This window comes from Massilia sp. Root133 (assembly GCF_001426525.1).
Lineage (GTDB): Bacteria > Pseudomonadota > Gammaproteobacteria > Burkholderiales > Burkholderiaceae_D > Telluria > Telluria orientalis.
Genome location: NZ_LMEW01000002.1, coordinates 26,089 through 44,558, shown reverse-complemented (window position 1 = coordinate 44,558; position 18,470 = coordinate 26,089). Strand labels below are relative to the sequence as shown.

Here is an 18,470-nt window from a genome sequence, read left to right as displayed (position 1 = left end):
AATTTTTTCCCATGGACAGAATCGACGCCCTCAAGAGCATTGCCGCGCAGGCCGGGCGCGGCGACCTCCACTTCCCTACCCACGTCGACGCGACGCTCAAGCTGCAGCGCACGCTGACCGACCCGGAATGCCACATCGACGAAGCGGCGCGTCTCGTGCAGACGGAGCCGTTGCTGGCCGCCCGCACCGTCGCCATCGCCAACTCGGCCGCCTATAACCGCTTCGGCAACGACGTCACCAACGTCAAGGCGGCCGTGCAGCGCGTCGGCTTCCGCACGCTGGGCGCGCTCGCCGCCGCCGTCATCGTGCGCCAGTTGGCGAGCGAAATCCACGACCCCGAGTTGCGCGCCAAGGCCGATCAACTGTGGCTGCACTCGACCCACGTGGCCGCGCTGTCGCAGGTCATCGCGCGGCGTGTGTCGTTCGTCGATCCGGAAACGGCGATGTTCGCCGGCATCGTGCACGAAGTCGGCGGCTTTTACCTGCTGTCGCGCGCGGCCGAGTTTCCGGGCCTGCTGGACGGCGGCGCCGACGAATGGATCGAGCATGGCGAGACGGCCATCGGCCGCGGCGTCCTGCTCAAGCTGGGCGTGCCCGCCCCCGTGATGGGCGCCATCGAGGCGCTGTGGAACGGCATGCGCGCGCTGCCGCCGGAAACGCTGGGCGACACGCTGCTGCTGGCGAACGACCTGTCGCCCGTCGCATCGCCGCTACTGGAACGCGATATTGGCGTGTCCGGCATCCAGGTGGGCGCCACCATCGACTTCGCCGTCGGCGAAGGCACGCTGAAAACCATCCTCCAGGAATCGGAGGATGAAGTGCACAGCCTGACGGCCGCGCTGGCCTGATTCCCGATCCTCACCTCGACACCGGCCGCTGCATGCGGCCGGTGTCGTTCGTACATATGTGACTTTCGAGTCACTTACTTTCATCTTGTTACATTCCTTACCGTTTGAGAACTTCTCTTAGGGAAACATGGTGCTATCTTGGCCATATTGCGATTCACGACGAATCGCGAGCCCGAGAACACCAAGGAGTGAACCATGAAGAAACTGCTGCTCGCACTGATCGCCACCTCCGCCGTCGCCGGCGTCGCACAAGCCCAGACCACCACGCCGCACGCCTACGTCGGCATCGGTGCCGCCACCGCGGACAACAAGTCGACCGACGACTACCACACGAACGCCAAGATCTACGGCGGCTATGAATTCGACCAGAACTGGGGCGTCGAAGCCGGCTACACGAACTTCGACAAGCAGGACACGTCCCTCGGCAACGTGAAAGGTTCCGGCACCTATGTCGCCGGCAAGTACAGCATGCCGCTGGGCGAGCGCTTCACCGGCTACGGCAAGCTGGGCGTGTCGTACAACGAGCGCAAGTACAGCAGCAGCACCCTGGGTCAGGTCAACAGCTACGACACCGGCCTGTACGGCGGCGTCGGCGTCGAGTACAAGCTGAACCAGAACCTGGCCCTGAACGCCGAATACGAACGCTACGGCAAGGACAAGGCATTCGGCGCCAAGGCCGATGTCTACACCGTCGGCCTGAAATACGGCTTCTGATTCCCCTCCCCGGACCCGGCAACGGGTCTGCTGCACCGGCGTCGTCCCTGCGCAAGCATGGACGACGTTTTTTTATGGCATCCAGATAAAAAAATGCCCACTCCGGGGAGTGGGCAAAGTCCAAAACTAGGGATGTCCTGAAAGAGACGAGTCCATCTTAGTTCCCACGGCGCGTGCACTCTGTGCGTGAACTCACATTTGTTAAATATTTTGACTAATTCGTGCCCAAGCGCAAAGGACGGCTCAACCAGCTTGGTAGCTCCACACTGACAATGTAAATGTAATTCCGGTAACGTCCAATCCTTGAACCGATATAATCGCAGCTTTCCGGTTCAGCTTCGGTTCATCATGGATGCAATAGACGAACAACCCCAGGACAATGCCAGTGACTTGACCTACCGCAGCGGCGTAGCGGCCCGCCTGGCGGGCCTTTCGGTGGAAACCCTGCGCGTGTGGGAACGGCGCTACGACCTGTCGGGCACGCGCCGCTCGGCCAGCGGCCAACGCCTGTACACGGCAGACCAGGTGCAACGCCTGAGTCTGCTGAAACAACTGGTCGACCGCGGCCATCCCATCGGCCAGCTGGCCCATTTGTCTACGGACGAATTGCGCAGGCTGGGCGGCGGCGCGCCGCGCGACGGCGTGCTTGTGCGGCCCATCGACGTCGTCGTCATCGGCCTGGGCCTCGCGCGCCGGATCGCCGCGAGCCCGCACGACACCCTGCTGCTGAACGTGCAGGCCAGTTGCTCGCGTTTCGAACCCGCCGACTGCCTCGGGCCGGACCTGCGCACCGAGGTGCTGCTGGTGGAATTGTCCGAACTCGACGAACAGGCGATCCCGATGATCGAAGCGGCGAGCAGCGCCCTGCACGCGGCGGCCGTCGTCGTGCTGTACCGCTTCAGTCCGAGCGCGGCCATCCGCGCGCTGCGGGCGCAGGGCTGGCTCGTGGCGCGCGTGCCATCCGAGATGGGTGAACTGGTGCCGTTGTGCCAGCAGGCGCTGGAAGGACAGCATCTGCCGCCCCGCGCCGCGCACAGCCCGTCCGCGGGGCCGCGCTTCGACGAAGAGACGCTGGCCGGCATCACGGGCGCGAGCAGCACGCTGGCCTGCGAATGCCCGCGCCACATGGCGGAACTGCTGCTGATGGTGGGCAGCTTCGAGCGCTACAGCGCCCAGTGCGCGTCGCGCAACAGCGCGGATGCGCAAGTCCACCTGGATCTGCACCAGTCCGCCGGCCAGGCCCGCATGATCCTCGAGGCGGCGCTGGAGCGGCTGGCGCGCGCGGAAGGGATCCCGCTGCCGCCGGCCTAAAAAAAACCCGCTCCTTGCGGGAGCGGGTGAAGTCCAAAACTAGGGATGTCCTGAAAGAGACGAGTCCATCTTACGGCCGCCTTGTGTCAGCGCTCTGTGCGCTGTTTCACACAAAGTAAAAAACAAAAGCCGCCACGGCCAGGCCGGGCGGCTTTTGCTGTCATGGAGACCAGCGAACTTACACGACGGCGCCGTCGGTTTCGTCCTTGGCCTTGATCGGCTTGATCAGGTCTTCGCGCTTGACGCCCAACCACATGGCAATGGCGGCCGCGACGAACACGGACGAGTAGATACCGAACAGGATACCGATTGTCAGCGCGATCGCGAAGTAGTGCAGCGTCTGGCCGCCGAAGAACAGCATCGACAGGACCATCATCTCGGTACAGCCGTGGGTGATGATCGTACGCGAGATCGTGCTCGTGATCGCGTGGTCGATGACCTGGGTCACGGACAGCTTGCGCTCCTTGCGGAAGGTCTCGCGGATCCGGTCGAAGATCACGACCGATTCGTTCACGGAGTAGCCCAGCACGGCCAGCACGGCGGCCAGCACGGTCAGCGAGAATTCCCACTGGAAGAAGGCGAAGAAGCCCAGGATGATGACGACGTCGTGCAGGTTGGCGACGATCGCCGCGACGGCGAATTTCCATTCGAAGCGCACGGCCAGGTAGATCATCACGCCGACGACGACCATGATCAGGGCGTTCAGGCCGTTCTGCGCCAGTTCGTCGCCGACCTGCGGGCCGACGAATTCCACGCGCTGCTGGCTCAAGACTTCCGCGCCGGCCGCGTTGACGCAGCTGGTGCGGGCGACGTTCTCGCCCTTGTCGGTGGTGATTTGCACCTGCTTCGGCGTGCCGGATTCGGCGGCGCACAGCGCGTTGAACACGGTGGCCGACGTGCCCGAACCGGCGACGTCCTTGCGGATCGGCAGGCGCAGCATGATGTCCTGCGCGGTACCGAAGCTCGTCACTTCCGGCTGCTCGTAACCCAGTTTTTCCAGCGTGTGGCGGATCTTTTCCTGCTCGGCCGCGTGCGGGTAGCGCAGTTCCATCACGGTACCGCCCGTGAACTCGACCGAGAAGTGCAGGTGCTTGGTCACCAGGAAGAACACCGCGGCGACGAAGGTCAGCGCCGAGATCACGTTGAAGATCAACGCGTGGCGCATGAACGGGATGTCCCGTTTAATCTTGAAAAATTCCATGGTCTACCCCGATTATCCTTTCTTGACGGCCGCCTTGGCCGCGGCGGCATCCGCGTTCCACACGGTGCCGATGGCGATCTTGCCGAGCTTCTTCTTGCGGCCGTACCACAGGTTCACGACGCCGCGCGACAGGAACACGGCCGAGAACATCGACGTCAGGATGCCCAGGCAGTGCACGACGGCGAAGCCGCGCACGGCGCCCGAACCGAACACCAGCAGCGCCAGGCCGACGATCAGGGTCGTCACGTTCGAGTCGAGAATGGTCGCCCACGCATGGCTGAAGCCGGCCGAGATGGCCGCCTGCGGTGTGTTACCCGCACGCAGTTCTTCGCGGATGCGCTCGTTGATCAGCACGTTGGCGTCGATCGCCATGCCCAGTGCCAGCGCGATTGCCGCGATACCCGGCAGGGTCAGCGTCGCGCCCAGCATCGACAGCAGCGCGAGCAGGAACAGCAGGTTGCACGCCAGCGCCACGACGCTGAAGAAGCCGAACAGCTGGTAGTAGATCACCATGAAGATCGCGATCGCCACGAAGCCCCACAGCGTGGAGTGCAGGCCCTTCGCGATGTTCTCGGCGCCCAGTTGCGGACCGACGACGCGTTCCTCGACGAATTCCATCGGGGCCGACAGCGCGCCGGAGCGCAGCAGCAGCGCCAGCTCGGCGGCGGCCTGCGGGCTGGCCATGCCGGTGGTCTGGAAGTTCGAACCGAATTCGCTCTGGATGGTCGCGACCTGCAGCACGTTGTACTTGCCTTTTTCCTTCAGCAGCGTGGCCATGCGCTTGCCGACGCGCTCGCGGGTCATCGCGCGCATCTTGCGGCCGCCGTCGGCGTTCAGCTCGATGTTCACGGCCGGACGCTGGTTCTGGTCGAAGCCGGCGACGGCGTTGATGACCGAATCGCCGCTCACGAGGACGTCCTTCGACACGACGACCGGCGCGCCGGCGCCTTCGGTGAACAGTTCCGAATTCAGCGGGATCGCGGCGGACAGCTCGGTGCCCGGGGTGACGGTATCGTCGGTCACGCGGAATTCCAGCGTGGCGGTACGGCCGATGATGTCCTTCGCGTGGGCGACGTCCTGCACGCCCGGCAGCTGGACGACGATGCGGTCGCGGCCCTGTTGCTGGATCACGGGCTCGCTCACGCCCAGTTCGTTGATACGTTTGCTCAGCGCGCTGATGTTCTGCTTGACGCCCTCTTCCACCACGCGTTGCAGCGCGGCCGGCTTCAAGGTGACGACCAGCTTCAGGTCGGAGCCGTCGGCGGCGTCGGAGAACGCCAGGTCGGCGTTCTGCGCGGCCAGCACGTTGCGCGCCTGCGTACGGGTGGCTTCGTCGCGGAACTTGATCTCGACATTGTTGCCGACGCGGTCGATGCCGGCGTGGCGGATGTTCTTGTCGCGCAGCTCGCTGCGGACGCTGGACAGGACGCCCTTGATGCGGGTTTCCTCCACGGCCTTCGCATCCACCTGCAGCAGGAAGTGCACGCCGCCGCGCAGGTCGAGGCCCAGGTTCAGCGGCTTGGCGTTGATGGCCTGCATCCAGGCCGGCGTGTTCTTGACCAGGTTGACGGTGACGATGTAGTCGGGGTCGGCCGGGTCACGGTTCAGGTCGCGCTCCAGCGCCGCCTTGGCCTTGAACTGGATATCGGGGGTCGCGAAGCGCGCGCGCACGGAAGCGCTGTCGCCCGAACCTTCCAGACCCACGGCGTCGGCAGGAATACCGTCGCGCTTGAGCGCTTCGGCAACCCGGGTGGCCGTGTCGCTGTTGACCTTGACGGTCGCCTTGGAGGTCGTCACCTGCAGTGCCGGCGAGTCGACGAAATAGTTGGGCGCCGTGTACAGCAGGCCAACGAGTACTGTCGCGAGGATCAGTATGTACTTCCAGAGGGGGTAACGATTCATGATGTTCCAGCGTTCAGGATCGGGCGGAAAGCGCGGCGCGGGCCGCGCGGCCGGATTACAGGGACTTCAGCGTGCCCTTCGGCAGCAGTGCGGTCACGGCGTTCTTTTGCACGACCACTTCGGTGCCGGCCGACACTTCGACGGTCACGTACGTGTCGGTGACCTTGGTCACGCGGCCCAGCATGCCGCCGACGGTGATGACTTCGTCGCCCTTGGCCAGCGCGTCCATCATGGTTTTCAGTTCTTTCTGGCGCTTCTGCTGCGGACGGATCATGAGGAAGTACATGACCACGAACATCAGGATCAGCGGGGCGAACGTGGTGAGGTTACCCATCAGACCCGGATCGGCTGCACCGGCGGTTTGCGCGTAAGCGTTGGAAATGAACACAAGGACTCCGATTATGAGATGAAAAAACAAGCGCTGTATTCTAGCACCGGCAAACTGGCAACAGCCAATTCCCCCGATGTGGGAACTGGCATGCCGAAATGCAAGATATTATCGGAAATTTAATTGTTTACACGCCGCGGGCGCGGTCCGCGTTGAACTGCAGGCGGAAGGCGTGGAACCGATCCGCATCGATGGCGTCGCGGATCTCCTGCATGAGGTTCAGGTAGTAATGCAGGTTGTGGATGGTGTTCAGGCGCGCGCCCAGGATCTCCTTGGAGCGGTGCAGGTGGTGCAGGTAGGCGCGCGAGAAATTCTTGCAGCAGTAGCACGAGCACGACTCGTCCAAAGGCGACTGGTCGTCCTTGTAGCGGGCGTTCTTGATCTTGAGGTCGCCGAAGCGGGTGAACAGCCAGCCGTTGCGCGCGTTCCGGGTCGGCATCACGCAGTCGAACATGTCGACGCCGTTCGCCACGCCTTCCACGAGATCTTCCGGCGTGCCCACGCCCATCAGGTAGTGCGGCTTGTGTTCCGGCAGGCGCGGGCCGACGTGCTGCAGCACGCGCATCATGTCTTCCTTCGGCTCACCCACCGACAGGCCGCCGATGGCCAGGCCCGGGAAGTCGATCTCTTCCAGGCCGGCGAGGGATTCGTCGCGCAGGCGCTCGTACATGCCGCCCTGGACGATGCCGAACAGCGCGTTCGGGTTCTCGCCCTGGTTAAATTCGTTCATCGAACGCTGGGCCCAGCGCAGCGACATGCGCATCGACTTGGCCGCTTCCTCGGCGGTGGCCGGACGGCCGTCGATCTCGTACGGCGTGCACTCGTCGAACTGCATCACGATGTCCGAGTTCAGCGAGCGCTGGATCTGCATCGAGATTTCCGGCGACAGGAACAGGCGCGAGCCGTCGATCGGGGACGCGAACTTCACGCCCTCTTCCGTGATCTTGCGCATCGCGCCCAGCGAAAACACCTGGAAGCCGCCGGAGTCGGTGAGGATCGGCTTGTCCCAGCCCATGAAGCCGTGCAGGCCGCCGAACTTGTCCATGACGTCCGTGCCCGGGCGCAGCCACAGGTGGAACGTGTTGCCGAGGATGATCTGCGAGCCCACTTCCTTCAGCTCGTTCGGCGCCATCGCCTTGACGGAGCCATAGGTCCCGACGGGCATGAAGATCGGCGTCTCGATGGTGCCGTGGTTCAGTTTTAAACGGCCGCGGCGGGCGTGCGACAGGCCGCTCGTGTCTTTTTTAAGAAGGGTAAATTCGAGCATGGTTCAATTCTTGTTTGCGCGTGAGTGCGTCGTCAGCAGCATCGCGTCGCCATAGCTGAAGAAGCGGTATTCGCTGGCGATCGCGTGCGCGTACGCGGCGCGGATCTCGTCGTAGCCGGCAAAGGCCGAGACGAGCATCATCAGCGTCGACTTGGGCAGGTGGAAGTTCGTGATCAGCCGGGTGACCGTCTTGAACAGGTAACCCGGGGTGATGAACAGGTTGGTGTCGCCGCTGCCGGCCGCGAGGGCGCCCGACTGCGACGCCGACTCCAGCGCGCGCAGCGACGTCGTGCCGACGGCGACGACGTCACGGCCCGCGTCCTGCGCGGCGCGCACGGCGTCGACGGTCTCTTGCGGGATCGTGTACCACTCGCTGTGCATCTTGTGCTCGGCGAGATTCTCCACGCGCACCGGCTGGAACGTGCCGGCGCCGACATGCAAGGTCACGTATGCGATGCGCACGCCTTTCGCCGCGACCTTGTCGAGCAGCGCCTGGTCGAAATGCAGGCCGGCGGTCGGCGCGGCGACGGCGCCCGGCGCCGATGAATAGACCGTCTGGTAACGCTGCTCGTCGAAATCGTCGGCGTCATGCTCGATGTACGGCGGCAGCGGCAGGCGGCCGTGGGCCTCGATCAGCTCGAACACGTCGCCGTCGAAGTGCAGCGTGAAGAACTCGCCGGCACGCTCGCCGACGCCGACCTCGAACGCGTCCGCGAGGCGGATGCGCGAGCCGGGCTTCGGCGACTTCGACGCGCGCACCTGCGCAAGCACCGTGCGCGGGTCGAGCACGCGCTCGACGAGCACTTCGACCTGGCCGCCGGTGTCCTTCTGGCCGAAGAAGCGCGCCTTCAGCACCCGGGTGTTGTTCATCACGAGCGTGTCGCCGGCCTGCAATTGGTCGACGATGTCGGAGAATTGTCGGTCGGTGATGCGGTCGCCGTCCAGATGCAGCAGGCGCGATGCGCTGCGGTCGGGCAGCGGCACCTGGGCGATGCGCTCGGGGGGCAGGTCGAAATCGAAGTCGGAGAGGGAGTACGTTTTGCTCATCTGGGAAAAACTCGTCGAGCCGCCTTACAATATGGGCTACAGCGTGCGGCGAACCCATTATTTTACACCCGGATTCCGGCCGGCGGGCGCAGGCCATAACCGTTATGCCCAAATCCTGATAAGCCGACAACACGCGCCAACGAACCGCCATGCCAGCCACGAACGCCAAACCGGCGGCCAAAGCCGCAGCCAAACAAGCACCGAAAAGCATCGAGAGCAAGCTCGCCAAGCTCGGCCTGCGCACGGACATGGACCTCGTCCTGCACCTGCCGATGCGCTACGAGGACGAGACGCAGATCGTCCCCATCCGCGAAGCCTCCCTGCGCGGCGGCCACGTGTCGCAGGTCGAAGGCGTCGTCACGAAGAACGAGATCGCCTATAAACCGCGGCGCCAGCTGCTCGTGACCATCGCCGACGAGACGTCCGACATCCAGTTGCGCTTCATGAATTTCTACGGCAGCCAGGTGAAACAGCTGGCCGAGGGCACGCGCGTGCGCGCCCGCAGCGAGGTCCGGCATGGCTTCTTCGGCGCCGAGATGGTCCATCCGGTTTATAAAATCGTCAACGAGGGCGCCCCGCTCCCCAACGCCCTCACGCCCGTGTACCCGGCCGGCGAAGGCCTGTCGCAGACGATATTGCGGCGCGCGATCGCCGACGCGATGAAGCGCGTGGACTGGACCGACACCGTGCCGCGCGCCGTGCGCGAAAAGCTGAACCTGGCCGAGTTCCAGCCTGCCGTGCGCCTGCTGCACTACCCGCCGCCGGACGTCGACGAGCACGCGCTGACGGAACGCAGCCACCCCGCGTGGACGCGCGTGAAGTTCGACGAACTGCTCGCGCAGCAGCTGTCGCTGAAACGCGCGCAGCAGGCACGCCGCGAAAAAGGGGCGCCTGTGCTCGGCGCGGTCGGCGCGTTGTCCGCGTCGTTCCTGGAAGCCCTGCCGTTCAAGCTGACCAATGCGCAGCAGCGCGTGGTCGAAGAGATCCGCCGCGACCTGCGCGAGGATTACCCGATGCAGCGCCTGCTGCAGGGCGACGTCGGCAGCGGCAAGACCGTCGTCGCGGCCCTCGCCGCCGCGCAGGCCATCGACAGCGGCTACCAGGCCGCGCTGATGGCGCCGACGGAGATCCTGGCCGAGCAGCACTTCCGCAAGATCGCCGCGTGGATGGAACCGCTGGGCGTGAAGGTCGCGTGGCTGACGGGCAGCCTGAAAAAGAAGGAGAAGACGGCGGCCAGCGAGATGACGGAATCGGGCGAAGCGCAGCTCGTGATCGGCACGCACGCCCTGATCCAGGACACCGTGCAGTTCGCGAAGCTGGGCCTCGTGCTCGTCGACGAACAGCACCGCTTCGGCGTCGGCCAGCGCCTCACCCTGCGCAACAAGGGGTCCGACGGCCTCGTCCCGCACCAGTTGATGATGTCGGCGACGCCGATCCCGCGCACGCTGGCGATGACGTACTACGCTGACCTGGAAGTCTCCGTCATCGACGAACTCCCGCCGGGCCGCACGCCCATCGTCACGCGCGCCATCGACCAGAACCGGCGCGACGAAGTGATCGAGCGCGTGCACGCGGCCGCGCAGGAAGGCCGGCAGGCGTACTGGGTCTGTCCGCTGATCGAGGAATCGGAAGCGCTGCAGCTGCAGACGGCCACCGAGACCTACGAGACGCTCGCGCAAGCCCTGCCCGACCTCGTCGTCGGCCTCGTGCACGGCCGCATGAAGCCGGCGGAAAAGCAGGTGATCATGGACGCGTTTTCCGCGGGCGAGGTGCACGTGCTCGTGGCGACGACGGTGATCGAGGTGGGCGTGGACGTGCCCAATGCATCACTGATGGTGATCGAGCACGCCGAGCGCTTCGGCCTGTCGCAGCTGCACCAGTTGCGCGGCCGCGTGGGCCGGGGTTCGGCCGCGAGCGTGTGCCTGCTGCTGTATCAGAGCCCGCTGGGGCCCGTCGCCAAGCAGCGGTTGATGACGATGCGCGAGACGACCGACGGCTTCGAGATCGCGCGGCGCGACCTGGAAATCCGCGGACCCGGCGAATTCCTCGGCGCGCGCCAGTCCGGCCAGGCGATGCTGCGCTTCGCGAACCTGGAGACGGACCAGTGGATCGTCGAGCAGGCGCGCGACGTGGCGGCGTGGCTGCTGGAGTCGGATCGGCCGGAAGCCGAGGCCATCGTGGATGCGCACCTGCAGCGGTGGCTGGGCGGGCGCGAGGAGTTCTTGAAGGTATAAAGGCGGGCTCGAGGAGCCCGCCCTACAGCCGTTGATACGTAGGGTGGGCACCCCGTGCCCACCATGCATCACTTCGTCGCAGCCGGCGCCGTGGTATCGGCCGCCGCATCCTTCGCGGTTTCCTTGGTCGCCGCTTTCTTCGCGTGCTTGGCCTTCTTCACGTGCTTCGTGGTCTTTTTCGCTTCCTGCTTCTCGTGCGTCGCTTCGGCCTTGGCGACGGCCGGCGGCGTGGCCGAATCCGGCGTGGTCGTCTGGGCCGGAGCCGGGGTCTGGGCGAAAGCAGCGGTGGCGAACAGGCCGGCGATCAGGGTGGCGACGATTTTTTTCATGATGAAGAGTCCTCGGTAGTTTTGGGTTTCTGCGACCACGTTTGCGCGTCGCTTGTGTCTGAAAACGGCCGGGGACGCTCCCCTGTTGACGCGATTTACAAATGCTTACGCGCCTGACAATCTCTTACAGCCCGGCCGTTTGCGCCAGCGCCGCCTCGACCCGCGCCAGCCGCGGCGCCACCATCTCGCGGTAGCGCGCCACGAGCTCGGCGCCGGCGCCCTGCGGCGAGCCGGCATCTAACGGCGGCTGCGGATCGTATTCGAGCGCCAACTGGATCATGCGCGCGACGTCGTCGCCGGCCAGTTCGGCCGCCAGCGCGAGGCCGAAGTCGATCCCCGCGGTCACGCCGCCGCCCGAGATCCGGTTACGGTCGCGCACGATCCGCTCCGCGACGGGTACGGCGCCGAAGCGCGTCAGGAACGGCAACCAGATCCAGTGGCATGCGGAGCGGTAGCCGTCGAGCAGCCCGGCCGCGCCCAGCACGAGCGAGCCGTTGCACACGGACGTGACATAGCGCGCGCGCTCTCCCTGGCGGCGCAGGAAGGCCAGCGTGTGGGCATCGCCGAACAGGTCTTCGATGCCGAAGCCGCCCGGTACGCACAGCACATCCAGCTGCGGGCAGTCGGCGAAGGTAGTCGTGGGGTTGATGGTGAAGCCGACGTCGGTCGGCACCGGATCGCGCGTCTTCCACACGAGGTGTACCTGGGCGCCGGGGACGCGGCTCAGGATCTGGGCGGGACCGGTCAGGTCGAGCTGGGTCACGCGGGGGAACAGCAAAAATCCGATGTTCATGTCGGGCTCCGTTGTGGATGAAGGATGACCCCATTCTAGAAAGCGGCTAGCATTGGCAGCAATGTCAAACTTGTGTCGATTCCTGCCATGCCCTCATCATCACGCCAGGTGGCGCTGATCACGTTCGACGACGTCCAGGTGCTCGACGTTACCGGCCCCGCCGCCGTGTTCGGCGCCGCCAACGACGCCGCCGGCTACACCTTTTATCGCGTGCACATCCTGTCACCGCAAGGCGGCCCCGTGACGAGCAACTGCGGCCTCGCCGTCGTCACCAAGCCGCTGGCCAGCGTGAAGCCGGGCGCGATGGACACGGTGCTGGTCGCCGGCTCCAGCCGCCGCAGCCTGCAGGCGCTCACGCAGGACCGGGACGCGCAAGCGTGGCTGCAGCGCGCCTGCGCCCGCGCGCGCCGCTACGGGTCCGTGTGCACGGGCGCGTTCGCGCTGGCCGCGTGCGGCCTGCTGGACGGCAAGCGCGTCGCCACGCATTGGGAAGCGACGGACATCCTCGGGCGCAGGCATCCCGGCGTCGACGTCGATGCGAATGCGCTGTACGTGGAGGACGGCCGCGTGTGGACGTCGGCCGGCGTCACCACCGGCATCGACATGTGCCTGGCGCTCGTCGCGCGCGACCTGGGCGACGCCGTCGCCAACGCGATCGCGCGCCGGCTCGTGCTGTATGCGCGCCGGCCCGGCTACCAGTCGCAGTTCAGCACCGTGCTGGCGGCGCAGGAAAAGGCGGACAGCCCGTTCGCGCGTCTCGTCGACTGGATCCGCACGCACCTGGACGGAGAACTCGACGTGGCCAGCCTGGCGGAGCGCGCGGGCATGTCGCCGCGCACCTTCCACCGCCGCTTCACGGACGCGCTGGGCGAGACGCCGGCACGCTTCGTCGAGACGCTGCGCCTCGACCATGCGCGCACGCTGCTGCAGACGTCGATGGCGCTGAAGACGGTAGCCACGCAAACCGGGTATGCGACGGCGGGCCAGTTGTCGAAAGCATTCGCGCGCCGGTTCGGCGTCAGTCCGGGGCTGTTCCGTGCGATGCACGCAGAACACGCGGAATAAAAAAGCCCGCATCGCGCGGGCTTCGTGAGGAGAGCTGCAGAGTTACTGGGTGACCGGTGCAGCAGGTGCGGCTTCCGGTGCGGGGGTCGCCGGCGTGGCAGGATCAGCCGGGGTGGCCGGCGTGGCCGGAGTGGCCGGGGTCGCCGAGGAATCCGACGTGCCCGCGGTACCCGAGCTGCCCATTGCCGGAGCGGCCGGGGTGGCTGGAGTTGCCGCTTCAGCCGGTGCCGTCGTGGCGGCCGTGTCTTCTTTCACGGCATGCTTCGTCTTGGCTTTCGCATGCTTGGCGCTGGCCTTTGCTTCTTTGGCATGGGTCTTCGCCGTCTTCGCATCGGCGTGCGCTTCCTTCACGTCGGCTTGCGCTGCCTTCGTCTCCGTCTTCGTTGCCTTCACATCGGCGTTGTTGACCAGCACTGCTTGCTTGGGAGCAGGTGCCTGGGCGAAAGCTGCGGTGGCGAACAGGCCGGCGATCAGGGTAGCGATGGTTTTTTTCATGATGAAGGGTCCTCTCGGTTGTCGGTCAATGTGCACATCGTTGTGTGTGACTTCTCCCATCAACGAGCCCGCCTGTCCGTCTGTTGACGAACTTTACAATCGGTTACGTGCCTGACAGATGCTTACAGGACGTGCAAGGATTATTGCTTTTTGGCGCAGCCTGCAATAACGAAAAAGCCCGCATCGCGCGGGCTTCTTGACGGCGTAACGAACCGGCTACTTGGTTACGGCGGCGACGGTCGTCGCTTTGTGCTCGGCTTTCACTTCAGCCTTGTGCTCGGCCTTCGCATGCTTGGCTTCCGCCTTCGCTTCCTTCACGTCGGCCTTGGCTTCTTTCTTGACTTCCTTGGCGTCCGCCTTGGCTTCCTTCACGTTGGCCTTGGCATCGGCCTTGGCTTCCTTCACGTCGGCCTTGGCTTCTTTCTTCGCTTCCTTGACGTCGGCTTTCGCGGCGGCCTTGGTTTCCTTCACTTCAGCCTTGGCATCCTGCTTCTCCTGCTTGGCTTCGACCTTGGCCGCGGCCGGCGTGGTGGCGGCAGGCGCGGGCGCCTGGGCGAAGGCAGCGGTTGCGAACAGGCCGGCGATCAGGGTAGCAATGGTCTTTTTCATGATGAAGGGTCCTCAGAGTTTTTGGGGTCGGTGCAGGTCGTTTTGCGCTGCACTTGTCCCTAAAACGGCGCGGCCGGCCCGCCTGTTGACGGGCTTTACAATCCGTTACCGCGCTGACAGATCCTTACAACTCGACCGTATCAGAACCCGTAGCCGTGCCACGCATCCTTGAAGTCCTTGGCGCGCGCGTCGACGACTTCCGGCCGCGCACGCAGCCACGCGATCACGGCTTCGCGGTCTTCTTCCGACGGCGAGCCGCGCTCGATGCGGGCAATGACGCCTTCCGTCTCGCTGAACGGCTCGCGGCCGCCGAAGCCGCCGCCCAGCAGGCCGCGTTCTTCCAGCGCGCCGAAGAAGTCGTTGATGAAGTCGTGATACGGCTCGCCGCGCATCGGGTTGTGGAAGACGAGTTCGACGTCGAAGCAGTGTTCCTGGAATTCGCCGACGCGCAGCTTCTTGCGCTGGCGCGGCTTCAGGCGCCGCATGCGGCTGGTCGAACGGGGATCGCGTTTCATTCTTTCTCCTTGGTAGTTAGCCACTCATCTGTGTCGAATCGGCGTCATAGGTCAGGCCGATCTGGCGCCGGATCTCGTCCATCACGCCCATCAGCGCCAGCGTGTCCGCATGCGTCATGCCGGGACTCTCGATCAGGCCCGCGCGCCAGCAGCGCTGCGCCTCGATGACTTCGTGCACGTAGCCGTTGCCGATGTACGGCGTGGGCACGGTACGCGCGATGCCGTCGGCGCGCACCACCGTCACCGTCTGCGTGCGGTAGAACATCGTGTTCATGCGGACGTGGCCACGTTCGCCGGCAATCGTCAGCTCGCTCGGCAGGCGCGCCCGAAGCGAGCAGCTGCACACGGACATGCCGCCGCTGCGATGGCGCAGCAGGATGCCCATCTGCTCGTCGACGCCGGTCGGGCCGATGTCGGCATGGGCCAGCACGGTGTCCACGGGCCCCAGCAGCGCCACGGCGATCGACAGCGGATAGATGCCCAGGTCGAGCAGCGCGCCGCCGCCCAGTACCGGGTTGAACAAACGGTGTTCCGGTCCGAATTCGGCCTTGAAGCCGAGGTCCGCGTTCACCTGGCGCACGGTGCCGATCTCGCCCGAGTCGACGATGCGGCGCACCTCGGCCAGCGCGGGCAGGAAGCGCGTCCACATCGCCTCCATCAGGAACAGATTCTTGTCGCGCGCGAGTTGCACGAGTTCCTCGGCCTGCCGGCGATTCACCGTGAACGCCTTTTCGCACAGGACGCCCTTGCCGGCTTCCAGTGCCAAACGCACGTTCTCGTAATGCATGGGGTGCGGCGTGCCGACGTAGACGAGGTCCACGTCGGGCGCATGCACGAGGTCTTCGTACGATGCGTACGCCGTGCCGCCGAACTCGCGGGTGAACCAATCGGCGCTGGCCAGGTTGCGCGAACCGACGCCGGCGAGCCGCGCGTCCGGCGTGTCTTTCAATGCGGAGGCAAAGGCCTTGGCAATCTTGCCCGTGCCAAGGATGCCCCAACGTACCTTATCGGTCATGGTGTCCTCCTTCGTTGGTGCTGGCCGGCCTTTTGGGCCGGAACACGGTGTGGTCGAGATAAAAGGCTTCGTCCTGGTCCGGCCACCAGCCCGGCACGCCCAGCACGGGCAGCGGGGTGAAGCCGGCCGTGGACAGGCCCTCGGCCGCTATCGTCTTGGACACCGCGCCATCGATCCAGTCGCGGCGTCCCTCGCGGTCGAGCGCAAAAAAATCGTCGCAGGCGAACACGACGCGCACATGGGCCGTGATCGCCTTGCGCGGCGCGACGAGCTTTTCCATTAGCGCGTGCCCGAACAGCCACAGTTCGGCATCGCGTCCGAACATGGTCCGCTTGTCGAACAGGGCCGAGCGCCACTGGTGTGCGCGCAAGTCGTCGACGAGCGCGTGGCCGGCGGCGTCAGTGCGCACGACGAGCAGCGCCGCGTTCTCGTCAAAAATGGTGGCGGCGTCGCGCGCCGGTCCGCGCGACTTGCCGACGCCCGCCTGCGCGATCTGCGCGGCCTGCAGCGCGTTCAGTTCCCGCTTGATGCGCGGGAAGGTCTGCCACACGAGGCCGTTGAAAAAATCGTGCAGGTTCGCGCGCGTGGGCACGCATCCCGTGGCGCCGATGTAGGCTTCGTACGCCACGCCCTCCGGCAGGTCGGCCTGGGGCACGAAGCGGATCGGCTCGCCGTCCACGTTGACGAGGCCGAGCCGCGCCGCGTTCGCGTTGAACCCATCGATGAACGGCCCGGCGGGCAGACTGTCGAAAGCGGGACGGACCGTGTCGTACCACGGCCGCGTCCAGTCGATCTCGGGGAACATCCCGTTACAGCATCTTCCAGCCGATCTGTTCGCCCGCGTTCAGCGGGACGAGTTCCTGCTCGCCCATCGGCACCGTCGCCGGCAGGCTCCACGCCTCGCGCTTCAGGGTGATCGTGCCCTCGTTCACCGGCAGGCCGTAGAAGGCCGGGCCGTTCAGGCTCGCGAACGCTTCCAGTTTATCCAGCGCGCCGGCCTGTTCGAAGGCGGTGGCGTACAGTTCCATCGCGTGCAACGCGGTGTAGCAGCCGGCGCAGCCGCAGCTGGCCTCCTTCGTGTGGATGGCGTGCGGCGCGGAGTCGGTGCCGAGGAAGAAGCGCTCGTCGCCGCTCGTCGCAGCCGTCATCAGCGCCAGGCGGTGTTCTTCGCGCTTCAGCACGGGCAGGCAGTAATAATGCGGGCGGATGCCGCCCTTGAAGATCTCGTTGCGGTTGTACAGCAGGTGGTGCGCGGTGATCGTCGCGGCGATCGGGCCTTCGGCCTCGGCCACGTACTCGGCCGCGTCCTTCGTCGTGATGTGCTCGAACACGATCGGCAGTTCCGGGAAATCCTTGCGCAGCGGGCGCATCACGCGCTCGATGAACACGGCTTCGCGGTCGAACAGGTCGATGTGCTGGTCCGTGACTTCGCCGTGCGTCAGCAGCGGCATGTCCAGTTCCTGCATCACTTCCAGTGTTTTATAGCACTTGCGCAGGTCGGTCACGCCGGCGGCGGAATTCGTCGTGGCGCCGGCCGGGTACAGCTTCACGCCGTGGATGAAGCCGGTGTCGCGCGCGCGGCGGATCTCGTCCGGTTCGGTGTTATCAGTGAGATACAACGTCATCAGCGGCTCGAACGACATGCCTTGCGGCAGCGCGGCCAGGATGCGCGCACGGTATTCGGCGGCCAGCGCGGCCGTCGTGACGGGCGGCTTCAGGTTCGGCATGACGATGGCGCGGGCGAACTGGCGCGCGCTGTGCGGCAGCACGCTGGCCATGGCCGCGCCGTCGCGCAGGTGCAGGTGCCAGTCGTCGGGGCGGGTGATGGTGAGGGTGTCGGGGGATTCGATGATGGACATGGCGGCTCTCGGATTGCGAACCCCGACATTTTACTAGGAGGTCAAGTTGCCGGCACGCGTTGTTTGCTACGCACGATACATTGCAATACAGAACGAAATCACCCGTTAGGGCTAAAATCGCGGCATGACGTTCGATCTGCTCACGCTCGCCCAGCTGGCGCTCATCATCGTGTTCGGTTACACGGTGCTGGGGCTGACCGGGTTCGGCTCGTCCGTGACGGCGATGCCGCTGCTCGTGCTGTTCATGCCGCTGCGCATGGCGGTGCCGCTGATGCTCATCTTCGACTTTGTCTCGAACGTGCTGCTGGGCGTGAAGAACCGCCGCCACATCGACAAGCGCGAAGCGCTGCGCCTCATCCCGTTCATGGCGGTCGGGATGGCCGTCGGCGTGCTCGCGCTCGTGCGCGCGCCCGAGCGCACCTTGCTGGTCGTGCTCGGCCTGTTCATCCTGGGCTATTCGGCCTGGAGCCTGTTCGCGCGCCGCAAGCTGCCGCCGTTTGCGCCCGCGTGGGCAGTGCCGTTCGGCGTCGTGGGCGGCATCTTCACGGCGCTGTTCGGCACCGGCGGACCGTTCTACACGATCTTCCTCACGAGCCGCCTGGACGACAAGCTGGCCTTGCGCGCCACCCTCAGCGGCGTGCTGTTCTTCAGCGCCATCTCGCGCCTCGTGCTGTTTACAGGCGCGGGCCTGTACAACCAGCCGGCGCTGCCGCTGCTGGCCATCGTGCTGCTGCCGTTCGCGCTCGGCGGGCTGTATGTCGGCAACCGGTTGCACCAGTGGCTGCCGGCGGAGCGGATCAAGCAGGCGGTGTGGGTCGTGCTGATCACCGGTGGGGTCAGTTTAGTATTGCGTAACCTCTAGCCACGTCGTTCCCGCG

Annotated in this window: 19 protein-coding genes; 6 read left to right on the top strand and 13 right to left on the bottom strand. The window is 65.5% G+C overall.

The features are described from left to right. Positions 1-11: 11 nt before the first annotated feature. The 3 genes from ASD28_RS02960 (at position 12) to ASD28_RS02950 (ending at position 2,873) form a co-directional block, all read left to right on the top strand. Entirely contained in the window at positions 12-848 is an 837-nt protein-coding gene (locus tag ASD28_RS02960; protein ID WP_056123767.1) for an HDOD domain-containing protein, read from the top strand. 195 nt (positions 849-1,043) lie between these two features. Continuing rightward, positions 1,044-1,562: a porin family protein gene (locus tag ASD28_RS02955; RefSeq protein ID WP_056123763.1), complete on the top strand. Its 519-nt coding sequence runs from the start codon at positions 1,044-1,046 to the stop codon at positions 1,560-1,562. 348 nt (positions 1,563-1,910) lie between these two features. Further along, positions 1,911-2,873: a MerR family transcriptional regulator gene (locus ASD28_RS02950; protein WP_056123760.1), complete on the top strand. Its 963-nt coding sequence runs from the start codon at positions 1,911-1,913 to the stop codon at positions 2,871-2,873. A 178-nt stretch (positions 2,874-3,051) separates the two neighbouring features. Here the strand turns inward: ASD28_RS02950 and secF are convergent, their stop codons facing one another. The 5 genes from secF to queA form a co-directional block, all read right to left on the bottom strand. Continuing rightward, positions 3,052-4,074, bottom strand: coding sequence for a protein translocase subunit SecF (gene secF / locus ASD28_RS02945; RefSeq protein WP_056123757.1), 1,023 nt, complete (start codon positions 4,072-4,074; stop codon positions 3,052-3,054). Between the two features lie 12 nt (positions 4,075-4,086). Then, complete coding sequence (gene secD / locus ASD28_RS02940) at positions 4,087-5,976, bottom strand: protein translocase subunit SecD (protein WP_056123752.1); 1,890 nt, start codon at positions 5,974-5,976, stop codon at positions 4,087-4,089. A gap of 55 nt (positions 5,977-6,031) precedes the next feature. Further along, positions 6,032-6,364 carry a preprotein translocase subunit YajC gene (gene yajC / locus ASD28_RS02935; protein WP_056123750.1) on the bottom strand — a complete coding sequence of 111 codons (333 nt, stop codon included), beginning with the start codon at positions 6,362-6,364 and terminating at the stop codon, positions 6,032-6,034. Between the two features lie 127 nt (positions 6,365-6,491). Continuing rightward, positions 6,492-7,631: a tRNA guanosine(34) transglycosylase Tgt gene (gene tgt / locus ASD28_RS02930; protein ID WP_056123746.1), complete on the bottom strand. Its 1,140-nt coding sequence runs from the start codon at positions 7,629-7,631 to the stop codon at positions 6,492-6,494. A 3-nt stretch (positions 7,632-7,634) separates the two neighbouring features. Then, positions 7,635-8,678, bottom strand: coding sequence for a tRNA preQ1(34) S-adenosylmethionine ribosyltransferase-isomerase QueA (gene queA, locus ASD28_RS02925; protein WP_056123744.1), 1,044 nt, complete (start codon positions 8,676-8,678; stop codon positions 7,635-7,637). Between the two features lie 149 nt (positions 8,679-8,827). On the opposite strand from queA, the gene recG reads away from it, so the two are divergent. Further along, the gene (gene recG, locus ASD28_RS02920; protein WP_056123741.1) at positions 8,828-10,912 is read left to right on the top strand and encodes an ATP-dependent DNA helicase RecG; all 2,085 of its coding nucleotides are present in this window, start codon (positions 8,828-8,830) and stop codon (positions 10,910-10,912) included. Between the two features lie 68 nt (positions 10,913-10,980). Here recG and ASD28_RS02915 read toward each other — a convergent pair whose 3' ends face one another. Then, positions 10,981-11,241: a hypothetical protein gene (locus ASD28_RS02915; protein ID WP_056123737.1), complete on the bottom strand. Its 261-nt coding sequence runs from the start codon at positions 11,239-11,241 to the stop codon at positions 10,981-10,983. A 124-nt stretch (positions 11,242-11,365) separates the two neighbouring features. Beyond that, positions 11,366-12,034 (bottom strand): DJ-1/PfpI family protein, encoded by a 669-nt coding sequence (locus tag ASD28_RS02910; protein WP_056123735.1) that lies wholly within the window; start codon positions 12,032-12,034, stop codon positions 11,366-11,368. An 87-nt stretch (positions 12,035-12,121) separates the two neighbouring features. On the opposite strand from ASD28_RS02910, the gene ASD28_RS02905 reads away from it, so the two are divergent. After that, complete coding sequence (locus ASD28_RS02905) at positions 12,122-13,099, top strand: GlxA family transcriptional regulator (RefSeq protein ID WP_056123732.1); 978 nt, start codon at positions 12,122-12,124, stop codon at positions 13,097-13,099. A gap of 42 nt (positions 13,100-13,141) precedes the next feature. Here the strand turns inward: ASD28_RS02905 and ASD28_RS32370 are convergent, their stop codons facing one another. The 6 genes from ASD28_RS32370 to pyrC form a co-directional block, all read right to left on the bottom strand. After that, a complete protein-coding gene (locus ASD28_RS32370; protein ID WP_200948941.1) occupies positions 13,142-13,594 on the bottom strand; it encodes a hypothetical protein in 453 nt (150 codons plus the stop codon). A 216-nt stretch (positions 13,595-13,810) separates the two neighbouring features. After that, the gene (locus ASD28_RS02895) at positions 13,811-14,203 is read right to left on the bottom strand and encodes a hypothetical protein (protein WP_056123729.1); all 393 of its coding nucleotides are present in this window, start codon (positions 14,201-14,203) and stop codon (positions 13,811-13,813) included. A 140-nt stretch (positions 14,204-14,343) separates the two neighbouring features. After that, positions 14,344-14,718, bottom strand: a complete 375-nt coding sequence (locus ASD28_RS02890) for a 50S ribosome-binding protein YggL (protein WP_056123727.1) — start codon at positions 14,716-14,718, stop codon at positions 14,344-14,346. Between the two features lie 16 nt (positions 14,719-14,734). Further along, positions 14,735-15,733, bottom strand: a complete 999-nt coding sequence (locus ASD28_RS02885) for a Gfo/Idh/MocA family protein (RefSeq protein WP_056123724.1) — start codon at positions 15,731-15,733, stop codon at positions 14,735-14,737. After that, positions 15,723-16,538: a DUF3025 domain-containing protein gene (locus ASD28_RS02880; RefSeq protein ID WP_056123721.1), complete on the bottom strand. Its 816-nt coding sequence runs from the start codon at positions 16,536-16,538 to the stop codon at positions 15,723-15,725. Before ASD28_RS02880 ends, ASD28_RS02885 begins: the two co-directional genes overlap by 11 nt. Before the next feature lie 4 nt (positions 16,539-16,542). After that, positions 16,543-17,592: a dihydroorotase gene (gene pyrC, locus ASD28_RS02875; RefSeq protein ID WP_056123717.1), complete on the bottom strand. Its 1,050-nt coding sequence runs from the start codon at positions 17,590-17,592 to the stop codon at positions 16,543-16,545. Positions 17,593-17,716: 124 nt separating this feature from the next. Between pyrC and ASD28_RS02870 the strand changes: the two genes are divergently transcribed. Beyond that, positions 17,717-18,454 (top strand): sulfite exporter TauE/SafE family protein, encoded by a 738-nt coding sequence (locus ASD28_RS02870; RefSeq protein ID WP_056123715.1) that lies wholly within the window; start codon positions 17,717-17,719, stop codon positions 18,452-18,454. Positions 18,455-18,470: the final 16 nt, after the last annotated feature.

Bases quoted from the DNA above. Each gene is read 5' to 3' on its own strand.
- ASD28_RS02960 (WP_056123767.1), top strand. From the start codon at position 12: ATGGACAGAATCGACGCCCTCAAGAGCATTGCCGCGCAGGCCGGGCGC.
- recG (WP_056123741.1), top strand. From the start codon at position 8,828: ATGCCAGCCACGAACGCCAAACCGGCGGCCAAAGCCGCAGCCAAACAA.
- ASD28_RS02950 (WP_056123760.1), top strand. From the start codon at position 1,911: ATGGATGCAATAGACGAACAACCCCAGGACAATGCCAGTGACTTGACC.
- ASD28_RS02880 (WP_056123721.1), bottom strand. From the start codon at position 16,538: ATGTTCCCCGAGATCGACTGGACGCGGCCGTGGTACGACACGGTCCGT.
- ASD28_RS32370 (WP_200948941.1), bottom strand. From the start codon at position 13,594: ATGAAAAAAACCATCGCTACCCTGATCGCCGGCCTGTTCGCCACCGCA.
- pyrC (WP_056123717.1), bottom strand. From the start codon at position 17,592: ATGTCCATCATCGAATCCCCCGACACCCTCACCATCACCCGCCCCGAC.
- ASD28_RS02955 (WP_056123763.1), top strand. From the start codon at position 1,044: ATGAAGAAACTGCTGCTCGCACTGATCGCCACCTCCGCCGTCGCCGGC.
- ASD28_RS02895 (WP_056123729.1), bottom strand. From the start codon at position 14,203: ATGAAAAAGACCATTGCTACCCTGATCGCCGGCCTGTTCGCAACCGCT.
- secF (WP_056123757.1), bottom strand. From the start codon at position 4,074: ATGGAATTTTTCAAGATTAAACGGGACATCCCGTTCATGCGCCACGCG.
- ASD28_RS02905 (WP_056123732.1), top strand. From the start codon at position 12,122: ATGCCCTCATCATCACGCCAGGTGGCGCTGATCACGTTCGACGACGTC.
- ASD28_RS02885 (WP_056123724.1), bottom strand. From the start codon at position 15,733: ATGACCGATAAGGTACGTTGGGGCATCCTTGGCACGGGCAAGATTGCC.
- ASD28_RS02870 (WP_056123715.1), top strand. From the start codon at position 17,717: ATGACGTTCGATCTGCTCACGCTCGCCCAGCTGGCGCTCATCATCGTG.
- tgt (WP_056123746.1), bottom strand. From the start codon at position 7,631: ATGCTCGAATTTACCCTTCTTAAAAAAGACACGAGCGGCCTGTCGCAC.
- ASD28_RS02910 (WP_056123735.1), bottom strand. From the start codon at position 12,034: ATGAACATCGGATTTTTGCTGTTCCCCCGCGTGACCCAGCTCGACCTG.
- ASD28_RS02915 (WP_056123737.1), bottom strand. From the start codon at position 11,241: ATGAAAAAAATCGTCGCCACCCTGATCGCCGGCCTGTTCGCCACCGCT.
- queA (WP_056123744.1), bottom strand. From the start codon at position 8,678: ATGAGCAAAACGTACTCCCTCTCCGACTTCGATTTCGACCTGCCCCCC.
- ASD28_RS02890 (WP_056123727.1), bottom strand. From the start codon at position 14,718: ATGAAACGCGATCCCCGTTCGACCAGCCGCATGCGGCGCCTGAAGCCG.
- secD (WP_056123752.1), bottom strand. From the start codon at position 5,976: ATGAATCGTTACCCCCTCTGGAAGTACATACTGATCCTCGCGACAGTA.